Origin of the sequence: Halopiger goleimassiliensis, assembly GCF_000455345.1 — an archaeon.
Lineage (GTDB): Archaea > Halobacteriota > Halobacteria > Halobacteriales > Natrialbaceae > Halopiger_A > Halopiger_A goleimassiliensis.
Window position 1 is genome coordinate 35,667 of sequence record NZ_HG315691.1, and the last position, 15,739, is coordinate 51,405.

At 66.7% G+C, this 15,739-nt stretch carries 18 protein-coding genes; 12 read left to right on the forward strand and 6 right to left on the reverse strand.

The features are described from left to right. Positions 1-22: 22 nt before the first annotated feature. Positions 23-490, reverse strand: a complete 468-nt coding sequence (locus TX79_RS14990; RefSeq protein ID WP_049928462.1) for a hypothetical protein — start codon at positions 488-490, stop codon at positions 23-25. Between the two features lie 71 nt (positions 491-561). Then, positions 562-876: a hypothetical protein gene (locus TX79_RS19400; RefSeq protein WP_154660555.1), complete on the reverse strand. Its 315-nt coding sequence runs from the start codon at positions 874-876 to the stop codon at positions 562-564. A 30-nt stretch (positions 877-906) separates the two neighbouring features. On the opposite strand from TX79_RS19400, the gene dnaJ reads away from it, so the two are divergent. The 4 genes from dnaJ to TX79_RS15010 all read left to right on the forward strand — a co-directional run bounded on the left by dnaJ (position 907) and on the right by TX79_RS15010 (position 4,294). Further along, on the forward strand, positions 907-2,067 hold the full coding sequence (gene dnaJ, locus TX79_RS14995; protein WP_049928463.1) for a molecular chaperone DnaJ: 1,161 nt from the start codon (positions 907-909) through the stop codon (positions 2,065-2,067). Between the two features lie 262 nt (positions 2,068-2,329). Then, positions 2,330-2,734 (forward strand): carboxymuconolactone decarboxylase family protein, encoded by a 405-nt coding sequence (locus TX79_RS15000; RefSeq protein ID WP_049928464.1) that lies wholly within the window; start codon positions 2,330-2,332, stop codon positions 2,732-2,734. A 114-nt stretch (positions 2,735-2,848) separates the two neighbouring features. Continuing rightward, a complete protein-coding gene (locus tag TX79_RS15005) occupies positions 2,849-3,439 on the forward strand; it encodes a DJ-1/PfpI family protein (RefSeq protein WP_049928465.1) in 591 nt (196 codons plus the stop codon). A 102-nt stretch (positions 3,440-3,541) separates the two neighbouring features. Further along, positions 3,542-4,294, forward strand: a complete 753-nt coding sequence (locus TX79_RS15010) for a hypothetical protein (RefSeq protein ID WP_049928466.1) — start codon at positions 3,542-3,544, stop codon at positions 4,292-4,294. A 68-nt stretch (positions 4,295-4,362) separates the two neighbouring features. Here TX79_RS15010 and TX79_RS15015 read toward each other — a convergent pair whose 3' ends face one another. Both TX79_RS15015 and pdhA read right to left on the reverse strand, forming a co-directional pair. Then, a complete protein-coding gene (locus tag TX79_RS15015) occupies positions 4,363-5,343 on the reverse strand; it encodes an alpha-ketoacid dehydrogenase subunit beta (protein ID WP_049928467.1) in 981 nt (326 codons plus the stop codon). Then, the gene (gene pdhA, locus TX79_RS15020) at positions 5,336-6,421 is read right to left on the reverse strand and encodes a pyruvate dehydrogenase (acetyl-transferring) E1 component subunit alpha (RefSeq protein ID WP_049928468.1); all 1,086 of its coding nucleotides are present in this window, start codon (positions 6,419-6,421) and stop codon (positions 5,336-5,338) included. The genes TX79_RS15015 and pdhA overlap by 8 nt, the downstream gene beginning before the upstream one ends. Positions 6,422-6,672: 251 nt before the next feature. Here pdhA and TX79_RS15025 point away from each other — a divergent pair, with 251 nt between their 5' ends. The 5 genes from TX79_RS15025 to TX79_RS15045 all read left to right on the forward strand — a co-directional run bounded on the left by TX79_RS15025 (position 6,673) and on the right by TX79_RS15045 (position 11,445). Continuing rightward, a complete protein-coding gene (locus TX79_RS15025; protein WP_049929215.1) occupies positions 6,673-8,037 on the forward strand; it encodes a sodium:calcium antiporter in 1,365 nt (454 codons plus the stop codon). A 76-nt stretch (positions 8,038-8,113) separates the two neighbouring features. After that, positions 8,114-8,674 carry an FAD-dependent oxidoreductase gene (locus TX79_RS15030; protein ID WP_049928469.1) on the forward strand — a complete coding sequence of 187 codons (561 nt, stop codon included), beginning with the start codon at positions 8,114-8,116 and terminating at the stop codon, positions 8,672-8,674. Between the two features lie 114 nt (positions 8,675-8,788). Beyond that, positions 8,789-9,313, forward strand: a complete 525-nt coding sequence (locus tag TX79_RS15035) for a YciE/YciF ferroxidase family protein (RefSeq protein WP_049929216.1) — start codon at positions 8,789-8,791, stop codon at positions 9,311-9,313. Next, positions 9,292-10,158: an alpha/beta fold hydrolase gene (locus TX79_RS15040; protein WP_049928470.1), complete on the forward strand. Its 867-nt coding sequence runs from the start codon at positions 9,292-9,294 to the stop codon at positions 10,156-10,158. Before TX79_RS15035 ends, TX79_RS15040 begins: the two co-directional genes overlap by 22 nt. Before the next feature lie 165 nt (positions 10,159-10,323). Further along, positions 10,324-11,445: a pyridoxal phosphate-dependent aminotransferase gene (locus TX79_RS15045; protein ID WP_049928471.1), complete on the forward strand. Its 1,122-nt coding sequence runs from the start codon at positions 10,324-10,326 to the stop codon at positions 11,443-11,445. Between the two features lie 55 nt (positions 11,446-11,500). On the opposite strand, the gene TX79_RS15050 is transcribed toward TX79_RS15045, so the two are convergent. Then, positions 11,501-13,486, reverse strand: a complete 1,986-nt coding sequence (locus tag TX79_RS15050; protein WP_081655608.1) for an AAA family ATPase — start codon at positions 13,484-13,486, stop codon at positions 11,501-11,503. A 145-nt stretch (positions 13,487-13,631) separates the two neighbouring features. On the opposite strand from TX79_RS15050, the gene cheY reads away from it, so the two are divergent. Then, positions 13,632-13,988, forward strand: a complete 357-nt coding sequence (gene cheY / locus TX79_RS15055) for a chemotaxis protein CheY (protein ID WP_049928473.1) — start codon at positions 13,632-13,634, stop codon at positions 13,986-13,988. Positions 13,989-13,996: 8 nt separating this feature from the next. Beyond that, entirely contained in the window at positions 13,997-15,205 is a 1,209-nt protein-coding gene (locus TX79_RS15060; protein WP_049928474.1) for a chemotaxis protein CheC, read from the forward strand. Between the two features lie 29 nt (positions 15,206-15,234). Here TX79_RS15060 and TX79_RS20150 read toward each other — a convergent pair whose 3' ends face one another. After that, positions 15,235-15,465, reverse strand: a complete 231-nt coding sequence (locus TX79_RS20150) for a DUF7385 family protein (RefSeq protein WP_049928475.1) — start codon at positions 15,463-15,465, stop codon at positions 15,235-15,237. Between TX79_RS20150 and TX79_RS15070 the strand changes: the two genes are divergently transcribed. Then, positions 15,430-15,732 (forward strand): hypothetical protein, encoded by a 303-nt coding sequence (locus tag TX79_RS15070; protein WP_154660556.1) that lies wholly within the window; start codon positions 15,430-15,432, stop codon positions 15,730-15,732. The two genes, TX79_RS20150 and TX79_RS15070, sit on opposite strands and share 36 nt — an antisense overlap. The last annotated feature ends 7 nt before the right edge of the window (positions 15,733-15,739 follow it).

A 15,739-nucleotide genomic window follows, 5' to 3' on the forward strand; every position in this document is an offset into this window, starting at 1 on the left:
GGGGAATGTGGTCCATGAATCCCTACTGCTGCGCGCTCGAGTCTACGTCGTCCCTCGTCGGCTGTTCGCCTGTGATCTCGGATTCGTCGGGCGTCGCCTGCTCGAGTGCCGCCTCGACGATTCCGGTGTGGATCGTCTGCAGGTCGGCGTCTCGGACCGTCGCGGCGGCCTGAAACCGCTCGCGCAGGTCCGAGACGCGTCTGGGCGCGGCAGCGAGTCGCACGAGGTCGAACTCGTCGTGGGAGACGGCCGCTGCGGACTCGAACGCGGCCGCGTCGTAGAGGTCCGGGAACGATTCGAGCACGCCCGCGACGAACTCGTCCATCGCCTCCGCCCCCGGGTCGCCGGCGGGCACCGAGTCGGCCGTCTCCTCGAGATAGCTCTCGAGGTCGACGATTCCCGCCCGCTCGTAGAGGTGTGACTCGAGGGAATCCGCAACCGACTCGGAGAGATAGACGCCGAACACCTTGTACCGGTCGTCAGCGACCATATCCGACCCTCGAGCCGAACGAACAAAAATGGCGACGGCGGGACGAGGGGTAGTCCACGCCGGGACGACGATCAGACGACGGCGGTCACCCACTCCGCGGTGACGAACTTGTACCGACAGCCCTCGCAGAGCTCGAGTTCGACGACCTCGTCCGTCTCGAGGTAGACGTGGTGTCGGCTGACGGTGTCGACCCGCACCCCGCAGTTCGCACAGGCCGGGGCCATCCCGATTCGAACATTGGTGCCGAGTAGCATAATTGGAGGTGCGACGAGTAGGGTTTCGGACTGGACGGTGAGCGCTCCCGGTCGCAGGGTCGGCAACCGAAGCGACTCGTCGGGCCACGAGAGGGCCTCGAGGCGGGTTTCGCGAGGGAACGTTCGTTTCAAGTGGCGCAAGCGAGTATCGGGGCACAACGAATGAGCGAGGATTTCTACGACGTGCTCGGTGTGAGTCGGGACGCCTCCACCGAGGAGATCAAGCAGGCCTACCGGAAGAAGGCCACGGAGTACCATCCGGACGTCAGCGACGACCCGGACGCCGAGGAGAAGTTCAAGAAGATCCAGAAGGCGAAACAGGTGCTGACGGACGAGGAGAAGCGGGAAGCCTACGATCGGATGGGCCACGAGCGGTACGAACAGGCCGAGAAACACGGTTTCGACGCCAGCGAAGGCGGTGCCGGCGGCATGGGCGGCGACCCGTTCGGCGGCATGGGCGGCGGCGGAATGGGTGGCGGCGGCCTCGGCGACCTCTTCGAGCAGGTCTTCGGCGGCGGTGGCGGCCGCGGTCGCCGTCGTCCCCGGAAGGGTCGCGACCTCCGGACCGAACTCGAGATCGACCTCGAGGAGGCCTACGACGGTGCGGAAAAGCAGTTCACCCTCGAGCGTCCCGAGGAGTGTGAGGTCTGTAACGGGGAGGGTCATCCCCCGGACGCGGACGCCCGAACGTGTCCCGAGTGTCAGGGCCAGGGCCAGGTGACCCAGGTCCAGCAGACGCCGCTCGGGCGGGTCCAGCAGACGACCACCTGTCGGCGCTGCGAGGGCGAGGGGACCCTCTACTCGGAGACCTGCGGTGAGTGTCGCGGCGAGGGCTACGTCCGCAACGAGGCGACGCTGACGGTCGACGTGCCGGCCGGCATCCAGGACGGCCAGACCCTCCGCATGGAACGCGAGGGGGCACCCAGCCCCGAGGGCGGTCCGAGCGGCGACCTGTTGATCGACGTCTCGATCCGCGAGCACGACGAGTTCGAACGCGACGGCGACGACCTGCGCTACAGACTGCCCATCTCCTTCCCGCAGGCCGTCTTCGGCGATACGGTCGAGGTGCCCACGTTCGACGGGGCCGCCGAGTTCGACGTCCCGGAGGGCACCCAGAGCGGCGAGACGTTCCGCCTCGAGGGCAAGGGCATGCCCCGCCTGCGCGGGCGCGGCCACGGCGACCTCTACGTCCAGGTGCAGGTCGTCACCCCCGAGAGCTTGAACGAGGAGCAACGCGAGGCGCTCGAGGCGTTCGCCGAGGCCGGCGGCGACGAAATCGAGGTCAACGAGGGCTTCTTCGAGAAGATCAAGCGCGCGTTCTAACGCTCGGACCGGACCTCCGGTCGCCGACGTCCCGCGGTGGACTCTTCGGCGCGGTGAAATGCGTTCTCGTCTCCCGGCCGGCGCGTCACGACGGTACCTCTCTTGCGGTCAGGACGACTCGTGTTAACTCTTCGACCCCAGGTATCGGATACTTGTGTGACAGGTTCATTTCGGCCGGGAGCGTAGTCGAGGTGGGTCTCCGGCCGTACCCGTGGGTGGCCGATTCTGCGCGGGTCGGCCGGAGATCCACAGGAGGAAGCCAATGGTATCAAACGAAACGCGAGCGGAGATCGAGGAGTACCTCGGACGGGTTCCGAGCTGGCTCGAGGAGGTGCCGGAACCCGCCGCGGATCACAGCTGGGGGATCGTCCGGGATCTCCAGCTAGGGGAGACCGAACTCGAGGGGCGCGAGAAGGCGCTGGTCGGGGTCGGCGCGGCGGCGGCGCTGCAGTGTCCGTACTGCGTTCGCTTCCACCGCGAGGAGGCGAAACTCGAGGACGTGACCGACGACGAACTGAGCGAAGCGATCGGGGTCGCGAGCGGCGTGCGGTACTTCTCGACGGTACTGCACGGAGCGGAGATCGACCGCGAGGCGTTCGTCTCCGAGACCGAGGAGATCGTCGAGCACGTCAGGGAGCAGCAGGCTGCGGCATCGGGGGACGACTGACCCGTCGGACCCCGGTCGCGCCGTTTTTTCGCACCCGCGATACACCAGGGGAAGTCGTGGTAGCATACACCACAGCTATCACCGCTGCCGTCCAACGACCACCCGGGGATACCCATGTCACAGCAGATCCTGCTCCTCGCCGGCGACTTCGTCGAGGATTACGAGGTAATGGTCCCGTTTCAGGCGCTCCGGATGGTCGGCCACGAGGTCCACGCCGTCTGTCCCGAGAAGGAGGCGGGCGACACCTGTCCGACGGCCATCCACGATTTCGAGGGCGACCAGACCTACACCGAGAAGCCGGGCCACCAGTTCGAGCTGAACCACGACTTCGACGCCGTCGATCCCGACGCGTACGACGCGCTCGTCGTCCCCGGCGGTCGCGCGCCGGAGTACCTCCGGACCTACGACGAGGTGCTCGAGATCGTCCGGCACTTCTTCGCGGAAGAGAAACCCGTCGCGGCCCTCTGCCACGGCGTTCAGATACTCGCGGCGGCGGACGTGCTCGAGGGACGGACCTGTACCGGTTATCCGGCGCTCGAGGCCGACGTTCGCGGGGCGGGCGCGGAGTGGGCCGGCGACGTCACGCGCGACGGAAACCTCGTGACCGGACAGGCCTGGCCGGACCACCCCGAGTGGCTCGCGGCGTTCCTCGAGTGTCTCGGCACCGACGTCGACCACGCCGAACCCGCGGCGGCCGACGACTGATCCGAACTCGGATCCGTGTGAAACCCGTCGTATGACGGCGAACGCCCCGGGACGGCGACGCGAGTCGGGGCGCTTTTTTCCCCGCGCTGTCGACCATCCGGTATGACCACGACGACCGTCGACGACCTCCTGACCGGCGAACTCGACGAGGATCGAACCGCGCTCGTCGACGCAACCGGTCGGGAGTTCGAGCACCACTGGGTCTGTAGCTCCGCCTGGCAGGCGGGCAACTTCCTCCGTCACGCCGGGGTCCGCGAGGGCGTCACCGTCGGCGTCGTCGGGGAGAGCCCCCTCGCCCTGCTGGGGTTTTTCGGGACGACGCTGCTCGAGGGGACGACCCAGTTCGCCCCGCCGACCGACCTGACCGATCGCGACGACCTCCGGGCGCTCGTCGCACCGGTCCCGGACCTCGAGTCGGGGGCGTACGACCTCCCGCGGGGCGCTCAGCGAGTCGGCTACGGCAGCAAGCCCGCGGAGCCGGACGTCCATCACTTCGACGCCGGCATCTGGACCGAGAACCCCGCGTTCCCGCCGCTCGAGGTCGATCCGGAGACGGCGATCCTGACGGACGGCGACCGGACGTTCACACACGCGGACGTCCTCGAGGCGGCACGTTCGGTCGTCGACGAGTACGGCCTCGAGGAAGGGGACCGCGTGGTCGTCCGTGGGCCGCTCTCCGATCCACGGACGGTCGTAGCAGGGATCCTCGCACCGCTGCTCGCGGACGGCGTGATCGTGCTGACCGGCGACGGGCTGGGGGCGGAGACCGTCGTCGAGCGCGGAGCGTACGCCGTCGCTACCGAGTCGGTCCCCGAGGAGACGCGGATCGATCCGGCCGACGCCGCGCTCACGTAGCCGACCCTCGAACCCGCCGCCGGCGTGGAACGACCACCGAGCGCAACGAGAGGGCGACGGACGACCGCTCAGCCGAACTCGAGCGTCCGACGAATCCCGTCCGCGATCCGCTCCGCGTCGGGGAGGTAGTCGTCCTCGCGGGCGAACAGCGGCACGGGCACGTCGTAGCCGGTGACGCGCTCGACCGGCGCTTCGAGGTAGAGGAACGCCTCCTCGTTGACGCGCGCGGTGATCTCGCCGGCCAGCCCACCGGTTCGGGGTGCCTCGTGGACGACGACGCAGCGGCCGGTCTTCACGACGGACTCGACGATCGTCTCCGTATCGAGCGGGTAGAGGGTGCGGGGATCGATCACCTCGACGCTCGCATCGACGTCGTCAATGGCGTCCAGCGTCTCGCGGAGCATCGAGCCCCACGCGACGACGGTCACGTCCTCTCCCGGTTCGACGACTCGAGCCTCGCCGAGCGGAATCTCGTGGTCGGCGGGCACGTCCTCACGGAAGGAGCGATACAGCCGCGTCGGCTCCATGAACACGACGGGATCCGGGCTGCGGATCGCCGCAGTGAGCAGCCCTTTCGTCTCGGGAGGTGAAGACGGGAAGACGACCTTCAACCCCGGAACGTGGGCGAACCCGGTCTCGAAGCTCTCGGAGTGCAACTCCAGAGCGTGGATACCGCCGCCGTAGGGGGTTCGGATCGTCATCGGGCAGGTGATCGTACCGCGCGTCCGACTCCGGATGCGCGCCACGTGCTGGGCCAGTTGGTGAAAGCCCTGGTAGATGAAGCTCTGGAACTGGATCTCGGGGACGGGTCGCATGCCGGTCGCGGCGAGCCCGACCCCCGCGCCGATGATTCCGGCCTCGGCGACCGGCGCGTCGAACACCCGGTCCGGGTAGTCGTCGATCAGCCCCTGCGTGGCCCGGAAGACGCCCCCGGCCCGGCCGACGTCCTCGCCGTAGACGACGACCGCGTCGTCGCGCTCGAGTTCCTGGCGCAGCGTCTCGTTGACGGCCTCGATCGTGCGGAGCCGCTCGGTCCCGGTTTCAGCCATCCGTCTCACCTCCCGCGCCGCCCTCGAAGGCCTCGAGTTGCGCCTCGAGTTCGGGCGGCAGGTCGTCGTAGACGAACCGGAACATGTCCGCGGGATCGACTCGGTCGCGGGCCTCCCGCGCCCGGTCGATCGCCTCCGCCAGTTCCGACTCGATCCGCTCGTCGATCTCGGCTTTCGTCCCCTCGTCGAGCAGGTCGCGATCCTCGAGGAACACCTGGAATCGAACGATCGGATCGCGAGCCTCCCACTCGGCTTCCTCCTCGCGCTCGCGGTAGACGGTGGGGTCGTCCGAGGTCGTGTGCATCGAGCGGCGGTAGGTGAGCGCTTCGATCAGGACCGGCTCGCCGTCGCGGGCCAGGTCGAGGGCCTCCTGTGCGACGCGGTAGACGCCGAGCACGTCGTTACCGTCGACCTGGATCCCCTCGATGCCCGCCGCGATCGCCTTCTGCGCCAGGGTTTCGGCGGCGGTCTGCTTCTCGATCCCGGTGGAGATGGCGTAGCGGTTGTTCTGACAGACGAAGACGGTCTGGGCGTCGTAGACGCCGGCGAAGTTAAGCGCCTCGTAGACGTCTCCCTCGCTGGTCGCGCCGTCGCCGAAGTAGGTGACCGCGACGTTCTCGCGACCCTGCAACCGTTCCCCCCAGCCGATGCCGGCGGCGTGCAACGGTTGCGTCCCGACGGGGATTGCCGGTGGCAAACCTCCCTCGCCACCGGGAATTTCCCCTCCTTCTTCCATGCCCAGTGCGTACTGGAGGATCCGGTCGGGCGGCGTTCCGTGGACCAACAACGCGGGTTGCTCGCGGAACGACGGCACGATCCAGTCGTCGTCGGCCATGGCGTAGGCTGTCCCGACCTGGGCCGCCTCCTGGCCGATGGCGGGCGCGTACGTCCCCAGTTCGCCGCGGCGCTGGAGGGCGATGGCACGTTCGTCGAGCCGACGCGATCGCTTCATCGCCTCGTACAGGTCGAGCAGCGCCTCGTCGCTCAGTTCGGGCAGCAAACCGTCGTCGACCGTTTCGTCCGCGTCCAGTACCCGTACCGACTCGATGGTGAACTCGGCGACCTCCTCGCGAGCCATTGCGATCCGTACGTGCTCGAGCGTGTTAATGCGCGACCCGGTGTACGACGGCATCAGCCGAACTCTAGTACGCGAGCGCCCATGGCAGGCGGCAGGCTTTACTCGTGGATCAGAGTGCATGTATTTATGTGCGATAGCCGACCGTTGGATCCTCGCTCGTCGACCGGACTGATCCGCGGTGGCGATTCGAATCGGAGTTCGGCCTCGAGTAGTCACGACGAGTCAACGTGTTCGACGACGGTGGTGTCGCCGTGAGCCGACGGTCACTCGGGACGATCGGGCTGGCCGCCGCGCTGACGCTCCCGTGGGTGGTCGTTTGGGCGGCGACCGACGTCGTCCCCCGGTTCGGCGTCGCCGCTCCCTCGACCCTCGCGACACTGTCGACGCTCGCGACCGTCGCCGTCAGCGGCGTATCGATCCTCGGTGCCGCGTTCCTGCTCGCCTGGGCAGCCGAAACCGCCGAGAAGGACGTGCCTCGAGCGTTCGCGATCGCCGTACTGGCCGTGCTCGCGGTCGCCCCCGAGTACGCGGTCGACGCCCTCTACGCCTGGAACGCGGGCCAGTTCGCTGGGACCGAGCGCGGGATCGAAGCGGGCAACCTGGCCGTCGCCAACATGACCGGAGCCAATCGGATCCTCATCGGTCTCGGCTGGTCGGGCATCGCCCTCTTCACGATCTTCCGTCGGAAAGCGGATATCGACCCTGCCGTCGTCAACCGCGAGGGGATCATGACGGACGCGATCACGGTCGATCGAGACATCGGCCTCGAGATCGTCTTCCTGCTGATCGCGACGCTGTGGGCGTTCCTGGTGCCGCTTTCCGGCGGCATCGACGCGCTGGACATGCTCTTCCTGGTCGGACTGTACGTCGCCTACATCGCCATCGTGCTCCGCGGCGAACTCGAGCCCAGCGAGATGCACACCGGGGTTCCGGCGTACCTCCAGTCGTTCTCCAAACCGAAGCGGATCGGCAGCGTCCTCCTGCTGTTTGCCTACTCCGGGCTGGTGATCTTCGTCGCCGTCGAACCGTTCGCCCACGGCCTCGAGGAGGTCGGGACGAACGTCGGCATCCCGCCCTTCTTCATGATCCAGTGGATCGCACCGCTGGCCTCGGAATCGCCCGAACTCATCGTCGTCGCCTACCTGGTCAACAAAGCGCGGTCGACGGCGGGATTCAACGCCCTGATCTCGTCGAAGCTCAACCAGTGGACCCTGCTCATCGGCACCCTCGTACTCGTCTACTCGCTCGGTCTGGGACAGTACGGCACGCTGGCGTTCGACCAGAAGCAGGCGGGCGAGATCTGGATCACGGCGGCCCAGTCGCTGTTCGCCGTCGCCCTCCTGATCGACTTCGAGATCACGGCCCGCGAGGCCGTCGCCCTGCTGGTGCTGTTCCTCTCCCAGGTGTTGCTCGAGTTCGCCATGATCCGCGACCTCGTCGCGCTCCCGATCGACGAGTACCAGGTGTTGCTCGTCTACACCGCGGTCTACGTCGTGCTCGCACTGGCCCTGTTCGTCCACCGCCGCGAGCAGTTTCGGCACCTCCTCGGTCGGACCGCCGGAACCGTCAGCAGCGCCGTGTCGGGGAGCGACGAGCCCCACGGCGCGGACGATTGAGCGACGATCGGGTGCGCTCGAGACGGTCGGCCGTCCCTGCACAACGGTTTTCAGCGCGGTCGTTGAGGGGCCGACTATGCCGGACGTAGCTGTCGTCGGCGGCGGCCCCGCCGGCCTGAGCGCCGCACTGTTCACCGCGAAAAACGGCCTCGAGACGGTCGTCTTCGATACGGACGAGACGTGGATGCACAAGGCCCACCTGTTCAACTATCCGGGGATCCGGAGCATCTCCGGCAGCGAGTTCATGACCGTCACCCGCGGGCAGGTTCGCGACCGGGGTGCCGACGTTCGCGAGGACGAGGAGGTGACCGATGTCGAGCCGATCGGTGACGGCGGCTTCACGGTCGAAACCACGGATGACGCCTACGACGCAGACTACGTCGTGCTCGCGACCGGCGCGGACCGGTCGATCGCCGAGGACCTCGCGGTGGAGTTCGCCGACGACGGAACCGTCGACGTCGACCTCGATACGGAGACGAGCATCGACGACCTGTACGCGACGGGCGCGATGGTCCGCGACGAGGAGTGGCAGGCCGTCATCGCCGCGGGCGACGGGGCGTCCGCGGCCCTAGACATCTTGAGCAAGGAGAAAGGTGAGCACTTCCACGACTTCGACGTCCCCGACGACGTGGCCTGATCCGGGCCTCGAGTCCGAGTGATCGCCGACGGCCAGGGAGCCGCGGTCGGCGGCGACTCGATCCCTGCGTGTTCGGGGCCGACGACTATGCGACTCGCCGACGCCGTGTTCCGTATGGCCACGACCAGCCCCGACCGGATCGCCGACCTCGAGGAACTGTTCCACCACAAACTCGCCCAGCAGTATCACATCGAGCAGGAACTCGTCGGAACGCTCGACGAGATGGCGATCGACGCGACGAACGATCGGATGAGCACCGGTTTCGCCGATCACCGTGACGAAACGCGAACGCAGGTCGAGCGTCTCGAGGACGTGTTCGCGGCGCTGGACCGCCCCGCAGAACGGCGCGAGGCCCCGATCCTCGACGCGCTCGAGACCGAACGGCAGACGATGGAGGAGGCCATCGAGGACGACGACCTCCGCAACATGCTGTACCTGAACGCCGGGATGATGACAGAGCGGATAGAGATGACCGCTTACGAAGGGCTGTCGACGATGGCGAACCAACTCGACTACGGCGACGAGGTGCGCAACCCGCTGGAATCGAACTACGACGAGGAGAAATCCGCCTACCGCGAACTCGAGACGATGGCGACGGCGAAGGACATGAAGTCGCTGTGGGATCGGCTGACGCCGTAATCGTGCTCGAGACCGAGTCGGGAACCCTTCCCGGCGGCTATCCGTACGCCAGCGTCGGCGACGGTTCACGTGCGCTCGTCGTGTTGCCGGGGTTCGAGGACTCCATGTTTGCCGGCGTCTATCCGCCGGGATCCGGCTGGGCGCTCGTCCCCTACGTCGGTCGCTTCCTCGAGAGCCACAGCGTCTCCATCGTCAGCCGCCCCCGGGGGTTGCCGGCCGACTACGACGAGGAGACGGCCGCCGACGGCCACGCCCGATCGCTCGAAGCGCTCGCGAAATCGGCGGCAGGCGTCGACCTCGTGGGATTCTCGATGGGCGGTCTAGTCGGCCAGGCGCTCGCCCGCCGTCACCCGGACCTCGTGGATCGCCTCGTTCTCGCGAACAGCGCCTGTCGGATCGACGACGACGCGCTCGACGACGTCCGGACGTTCGAACGCTACGCGCGGCGACGCGACTGGAGCGCGATCCGATCGAAACTCGTCGCCGACATGTTCGCGGACGGCCGCGCCGTCGCGTACCCGCCGTGGCTGCTGACGATCGGTCAGTTCCTGCAACCTCGGCCGGCTGACCCGGACGACGTCCTGCGGTCGCTCGAGTTCATCCGCTCGTTCGACGGCTGCGACGCGCTCGGCGACGTCCACCAGCCGACGCTCGTCTTCGGCGGCGAGCGCGACCCCTACTTCACGCCCGATCGGACCCGGGAAACCGCCGCGGGGATTCCGAACGCCGAACTCGAACTCGTCCCGGGTGCGAAACACGGCGCTTACCACGAACGCAAACGGACCTTCGACGAGCGCGTCTCGGCGTTCCTCGAGCGGACGGATCGCCTCGTGCTCGAGCACTGACCCGTCGGTTACTCGTGAGGCTCGGCCGATCCCCCAACGGCCGTGAGGAACTGCCCGCAGTGGCCACACTTCCCCGCGAACGGCGATGTATGGGGGCTCGAGTGCCGTTTCACGACCGGCGACGGACCATCAAGAGTTATCGGGATCGCCACCGCTCTGCTAGCCATGACGGAGTTCGCAGCACGGGTCGAGCAGGTGTCGATCAGCGGGATTCGCGAAGTGTTCGAGGCCGCCGGCGAGGACGCCATCAACCTCGGACTCGGCCAGCCGGACTTCCCGACGCCCGCACACGCCCGTCGCGGCGCGATCGAAGCGATCGAGGAGGGACTGACCGACGCCTACACCTCGAACAAGGGGACCGCCTCCCTCCGCGAGGCGATCGCCGCGAAGTACGACCGGGACTACGGCCTCGAGGTCGATCCCGGCGATATCATCGCCACCTCCGGCGGCAGCGAGGCGCTGCACCTCGCACTCGAGGCCCACGTCGATCCCGGCGAGGAGGTGATCTTCCCGGATCCCGGATTCGTCTCCTACGATGCGCTGACGAAACTCGCCGACGGGACGCCGAAGCCGGTAGGGCTGCGCGAGGACCTCACCCTCGACCCGGCGACCGTCGAGGACGCGATCACCGACGAAACGGCGGCGTTCGTCGTCAACAGCCCCGCGAACCCGACCGGTGCCGTCCAGAGCGAGGAGGACATGCGCGAGTTCGCCCGCATCGCCGACGAACACGACGTGCTCTGTCTCTCCGACGAGGTCTACGAGAAGATCGTCTTCGACGGCGAGCACCGGTCGCCGATGGAGTTCGCCGAGACCGACAACGTGGTCGTCGTCAGCGCCTGTTCGAAGACCTACTCGATGACCGGCTGGCGACTCGGCTGGGTCGTCGGCTCGACCCGTCGCATCGAGCGGATGCTGCGGGTCCACCAGTACGCTCAGGCCTGTGCGTCCGCGCCGGCCCAGTACGCCGCCGAGGCCGCGCTGACCGGTCCGCAGGATCCCGTCGACGAGATGGTCGAAGCCTTCGAACAGCGCCGGGACGTCGTCCTCGACGGCCTCGAGGACGCCGGCCTCGAGGTACCGACGCCCGACGGGGCGTTCTACGCCATGCCGAAGGTGCCCGATGGCTGGTGCGACGCAGTGCTGGATCGTGACGTTGTCGTCGTCCCCGGCGACGCATTCGGGGAGAACGGCGGGGGCTACGCACGACTCTCCTATGCGACCAGCATGGCGGAGTTGAAGGAAGCCCTCGAGATCATCGACGACGCGACGAAAGCAGTCCGATAACGCACCTGCCGCTCGCTTCTCCGTCGCTTCTGCGTCGGTTTCGGTCCGTCGATCGCTATCGACGCCGGCCGACTCCGTCGGCCAGCGGCGTCGGAACCCCCTCGAGCCCGGTCCGATTCCACTCCTCGAGGGTCGCGTCGATCGCCTCGGCTTCCGCGACGAGTCGGTCTGTGGTGAGTTGTTTCTCCCGACGGATGGCGTCGCGGGAGACCCGACCCGCGAGGTGACGAACGTCGCGGATGCTGAACCCCTCGGTGGCGTCGACGACCGCGTCGACGTCGACCGAGTCAGCCAGGAACCCTTCGGGGACCGCGTCGGCCAGGATCGCGAACCGCGTCTCGCCGTCCGGCGGCGGCACCTCGATGCGCTCGTCGAACGTCCCCGCGTGGAGCACGTCGACGTTGATCCCGTCGATCGATCTGGCGGTCCCGACGACGAGTACGTCGTCCGGGAGGGTCGGTAACAGCGACTCGAGTTGGGAGGCGATCCGTTTCGTCGCCCGTGAACCCCCGGTTGCCGGCGCGAGTTCGTCCACGTCGTCGAGGACGAGCACGCTCGGGGCGATCTCGCGGGCGTCCTCGACGATTTCGGCGGTTCGATCGGCGGGATCGTCGACGCCCTCGCGGTGGAACCGGTCCGGACCGACCTCGACGACCGGGCGGTCGAGTTCGGCGGCGATCGAGCGCGCGAGCGCGGTCTTGCCCGCGTCAGGCGGCCCGTAGAGCAGGGTTCCGTCGACGCGCTCCACGCCGAACTTCTCGTACGCGTCGGGGTTTCGCACCGGTCCGAGAACGCGGCGCTCGAGCAGTGCTGTGAGGTCGTCCATCCCCGGCAACTCGTGGAAGGGACGGGGCTCGTCCGCCGAGGAGCGACCGAGGTCCTCCTCGAACTGGTCCTCGTACCGATCCAGCCACGTCGGAATGCTGGTGTCGATCTCCTCGACGGCTTGCCGGAGGTGTGACTGCTGGACCGGCGACTCGTCGCCGATCGCGTGGCGGATGGCGACGTCCCCCACGAGGGTCACGTCGCTCGAGGCGTAGCCGGCCGTCGCGGCCGCGATGGACTCGAGGCTGACGTCGTCGGCGACCGGTGCGTCGGCGAGTTCGAGTCGGAGCATCTCGAGGCGAGCCTGTCGATCCGGCGGCGGGACCTCGATGCGCTCGTCGAACCGACCCGACCGGAGGATGGCGTCGTCGACGTCCTCGAGATAGTTCGTCGCCGCGAAGACGACGATGTCGGCGTCGTTCTGTGACTCGAGTTCGGTCAGCAACTGGTTGACCATCTGCTGTTCGCTCGTGGCCATCCGGCCCGAGCGGTCGCCTGCGATCGCGTCGATCTCGTCGATGAAGACGAGACACGGTTCGTTCTCGCGGGCGACCTCGAAGACGGTCGCGACGTTGTCCGCGGCCTCGCCGATGTACTTGCTAGTGATGTCGCTTGGCGTCACTTCGATGTAGTCGTACTCGGTCTCCGCTGCGAGCGCGCTGGCGACGAAGGTCTTCCCGCACCCGGGTGGGCCGTGAAAGAGGACGCCGTTGACGGTGCCGATGCCGTAGTAGTCGTAGACGTCCTCGCGCGTGAGGGGGTCGATTACCCGGTCGTGGAGCGTTTCCTTGAGGTCGTCCATCCCGGCGACGTCGGAGAAGTCGTGACCCGGTGGATCCGTATCGAGTTCCTCTGCAGTGAGGCCCGTTTCGTCCCCGTCGTCCCCGGAGCCACTGCCTCCCCCGTCCTCACTCGACGAAGGGTGACGGCGTCGTGGACCGTGGTCGACGTACCGGCCGACGAACACCCAGGCCAGCGTCGCCGTCGGCGGTGCGAAGACGAGGGCGGGATCTTCGGTGAAGACGAACCCGACGACGCCAGTGACGTACGCGACGCCTAACAGTAGCCGGTCGAACTGGGTGGTCGCCAGCCAGGAGACCGTCCGGACGGCGACGGCGAGGACTCCGAACGTGAGCACGACCGCCAGGAACGTGGTCTCGCTCGGCACCAACGAACTCGATGGCTCCAGTTGCGCAACCGATGACGAGACAATCATGGCGATACGATTATGTTAATATTACAAAATTATTCTGGTGTCAGAATCCCCGCCGTCGAATCGACGCGATCGCCGGGAACCCACCGCCCTGAGTGTCACATAGTTGGTCATTATCGTTAAGTCCTCCTGGTGTATTCACCTGCCCATGGACGTGTTGATAACGGACGATTCCGGATTCATGCGGGATCTCCTGCGGGAAATTCTCGAGGAAGACCACAATATCGTCGGCGAGGCTGAAAACGGCGTCGAAGCGGTCGAACTCTACGAACAGGAAGATCCGGACATCGTCTTCATGGACATCGTGATGCCGATCAAGGACGGCATCGAGGCCACGGACGAGATCACGGACAAAGATCCCAACGCCAAGATCGTGATGTGTACGAGCGTCGAGCAGGCCGAACAGATGAAAGACTCGATCAAGGCGGGCGCGGAGGGATACATCACGAAACCGTTCCAGAAGGAGAGCGTTCTGGAAGAACTCAACAGCATCGCCGCCGAGTAACCCATCCTATGGAAATCGACATACGCGAACTCGAAACCTATCAGGAACTGGCCCACGACGGCGCTCAGTCGGCCGCCCAATCGCTCTCGCAGTTGACCGGTATCGAGACCGGCGTTCAGGTGACCGACGTCTCGTTGATGTCTCCCCAGAGCCTGAGCTACGAGTTCATCGGCGACGAGTTCGCCGGCGTCAACATCGATCTGACCGGCGAAATATCGGGCGAGATCGTCCTCGCGTTCGACGAGCAAGGCCGCCAGGCGATCACCGAGACGCTCGTGCCGGCCGACGACCCCGCGAAGAAAAAGAGCAGCATCAAAGAAGTCGGGAACATCATGACCAGCGGCTTCGTCGACGGCTGGGCGAACTACCTCGAGGCGAAGATCAAGAGTTCGCCCCCGACCTACATCGAGGGGACTGGCCCCGACATCCTCCCGACCTCCGCGAACGAGGACGACACCCATCTGTTCGTCTTCCGCAGTCGCGTCGAAGCATCGAAGGACGCCGTCAACGAGCCGATCGACTTCCGCATCCTCCTCGTTCCGGACGCCGACTCGCTCGAGCGCTCGCTGGAACCCCAGACCGACCAGATCGTCTCGCTCGAGAAACTCGAGGTCTTCAACGAGATGACCAAGGAGGGCGCTGAGAAGTCGGCGGCCAACATCACGTCGATGACGGGCATCGACACGACGGTCAACGTCAGCCGGCTGAGCCTCATCCCGATCGAGGACATCCCGATGGAGGTGGGGAACAAACGCTACGTCGGCACCGTCATGGAGTTCGAAGGGAAACTCGGCGGCTACCTCGTCATCCTGTTCGACCAGCCCTCCGGCCGGGCCGTGGTCGACTCGCTGGTGCCGATGGAGACCGACGAGCAGTGGGGGTCGACTGAACAGGGCGCGTTGCGCGAACTCGGCAACATCATGACCAGCGGCTTCGTCGACGGCTGGGCGAACGTCCTCAACGCCGAGATCAAACACTCGCCCCCGGAGTTCGTCGCCGACACCGGCGCTTCGATCCTGCGACCCATCACGGCCGAAATCGCCGAAACCGACGACCACGCGTTCATGCTCGACTCGAGCATCCAGACCGACAGCGACCAGGTGTTCACCTGTCAGATGCTCGCCCTGCCCCGTCGTGACGAACTCGAGCAGGCGCTCGACGACCTCCTGCTCGAGAACGCCGAGAACACGAGCATCGATCCGGACGACCTGTTCTGAGGGCGTTTCCGGTTCGATCCGTCGATTCCTCAGTGTCTGAACAGCACCATATCGTTCGCGCGTCGGAGGAGACAGAACGGACGGCCGTCGTTTTCCGGAAATCGGACACCCCGTGACTCGATGATCATCAGTCGGTCGAACGACTTCGAGCAGGTCGGACACGTCAACTCGTCCCGATTTTCGAACGCGGCGGTGTCGCCGCTGTCTTTCAGCTGTTTCAGCTGATGGCGGTGATCGTGGATGTCGAATTCGGCGTCCATACGTCGTCGTTCGACCGATCGACGCTGAAGGTTTCGGCCACCGAGCGCGACGCGATCACCGACGCGGTGGGCTTCGTCGCATCGATCACCGGCGACGCCGACGGTACCAAGGCCGACCTCGCGGCGATCCACGAATCGATCGACGCGACCGAAGCCGAACTCGAGGCCCGACTCTCGAGTTCGGCCGCCCACGTCGGGATCGGCGTCGACGTGGCGGCGGATCGTCTCACGGCGTCGGCGATCTACGAGACGGGCGTGACGGGGTGATTCTGGG

What these genes read in the sequence shown, in the direction of transcription:
- TX79_RS14990 (WP_049928462.1), bottom strand. Translation starts at nt 490, where the DNA reads ATGGTCGCTGACGACCGGTACAAGGTGTTCGGCGTCTATCTCTCCGAG.
- dnaJ (WP_049928463.1), top strand. Translation starts at nt 907, where the DNA reads ATGAGCGAGGATTTCTACGACGTGCTCGGTGTGAGTCGGGACGCCTCC.
- TX79_RS15000 (WP_049928464.1), top strand. Translation starts at nt 2,330, where the DNA reads ATGGTATCAAACGAAACGCGAGCGGAGATCGAGGAGTACCTCGGACGG.
- TX79_RS15005 (WP_049928465.1), top strand. Translation starts at nt 2,849, where the DNA reads ATGTCACAGCAGATCCTGCTCCTCGCCGGCGACTTCGTCGAGGATTAC.
- TX79_RS15010 (WP_049928466.1), top strand. Translation starts at nt 3,542, where the DNA reads ATGACCACGACGACCGTCGACGACCTCCTGACCGGCGAACTCGACGAG.
- TX79_RS15015 (WP_049928467.1), bottom strand. Translation starts at nt 5,343, where the DNA reads ATGGCTGAAACCGGGACCGAGCGGCTCCGCACGATCGAGGCCGTCAAC.
- pdhA (WP_049928468.1), bottom strand. Translation starts at nt 6,421, where the DNA reads ATGGCTCGCGAGGAGGTCGCCGAGTTCACCATCGAGTCGGTACGGGTA.
- TX79_RS15030 (WP_049928469.1), top strand. Translation starts at nt 8,114, where the DNA reads ATGCCGGACGTAGCTGTCGTCGGCGGCGGCCCCGCCGGCCTGAGCGCC.
- TX79_RS15035 (WP_049929216.1), top strand. Translation starts at nt 8,789, where the DNA reads ATGGCCACGACCAGCCCCGACCGGATCGCCGACCTCGAGGAACTGTTC.
- TX79_RS15045 (WP_049928471.1), top strand. Translation starts at nt 10,324, where the DNA reads ATGACGGAGTTCGCAGCACGGGTCGAGCAGGTGTCGATCAGCGGGATT.
- TX79_RS15050 (WP_081655608.1), bottom strand. Translation starts at nt 13,486, where the DNA reads ATGATTGTCTCGTCATCGGTTGCGCAACTGGAGCCATCGAGTTCGTTG.
- cheY (WP_049928473.1), top strand. Translation starts at nt 13,632, where the DNA reads ATGGACGTGTTGATAACGGACGATTCCGGATTCATGCGGGATCTCCTG.
- TX79_RS15060 (WP_049928474.1), top strand. Translation starts at nt 13,997, where the DNA reads ATGGAAATCGACATACGCGAACTCGAAACCTATCAGGAACTGGCCCAC.
- TX79_RS15070 (WP_154660556.1), top strand. Translation starts at nt 15,430, where the DNA reads ATGGCGGTGATCGTGGATGTCGAATTCGGCGTCCATACGTCGTCGTTC.
- TX79_RS20150 (WP_049928475.1), bottom strand. Translation starts at nt 15,465, where the DNA reads ATGGACGCCGAATTCGACATCCACGATCACCGCCATCAGCTGAAACAG.